This is a genomic window from Streptomyces boncukensis (assembly GCF_011045075.1).
GTDB lineage: Bacteria > Actinomycetota > Actinomycetes > Streptomycetales > Streptomycetaceae > Streptomyces > Streptomyces boncukensis.
Map to the genome: position 1 here is coordinate 1 of NZ_JAAKZZ010001084.1, position 628 is coordinate 628.

The following is a 628-nucleotide window of genomic DNA, read 5'->3' on the forward strand; positions in this document are numbered from 1 at the left end:
GGCCCAGGCCGGGCCGGGCGGGGCGCCCGGCAGGGGTGAGGAGTCCTCGTAGCGGACCTCGTAGGCCCGCTCGGTGAACTTCCAGCCCTCCCCGGTGCGCTGGTAGCGGTCGTGGTAGATGGCGTAGTTGAGCGTCACTCGGCCGTCGAGGGCGCGTCCGACCTCGGACATGTACGTGCGCCCGTGCGCGGAGTCGCCGTCGATCCGGATCGTGCCGGGGTGGGTGTTCTGGACCAGGAACTCCAAGAACTCCGGCACCCGGTCGCCCCAGCCGCGGATCTCCTCCCGGCCGGTCAGCTCGACGGGGACGTTGGGCATCCGCAGCACGCCGTCCGTGGTGAACAGCGACGCGAGGCGGCCGTAGTCGCGCATCATTGCCGCGTCCGTGAACTCGCCGCGCAGCGCCTCGATCTCCACGCGGTCCGCGATCGTCTGGAAGTCGCTCATGGGTCTGCCTCCCGGTGCCGGATGGGGTGGGCCTCACCCGTACGACGCCGCGGGCCTTCCGGAACGTGACATGGCGCGCCCCGGGCGGCTCAGTCGAGGACCGCCACGGCGTCGACCTCCACCAGGTGCTCGGGGACGTCCAGGGCCGCGACGCCCAGCAGGGTGGCGGGCGGGACGGGGG

General features: G+C 72.8%; 1 protein-coding gene and 1 pseudogene. Both read right to left on the reverse strand.

What is annotated here, in order from left to right; translation table 11 throughout:
- On the reverse strand, positions 1–447 hold a 447-nt coding region (locus G5C65_RS38055), incomplete at its 3' end, for a nuclear transport factor 2 family protein (RefSeq protein WP_165303645.1).
- A gap of 89 nt (positions 448–536) precedes the next feature.
- A pseudogene (locus G5C65_RS39990) lies at positions 537–628 on the reverse strand (RidA family protein); the annotation flags it as partial.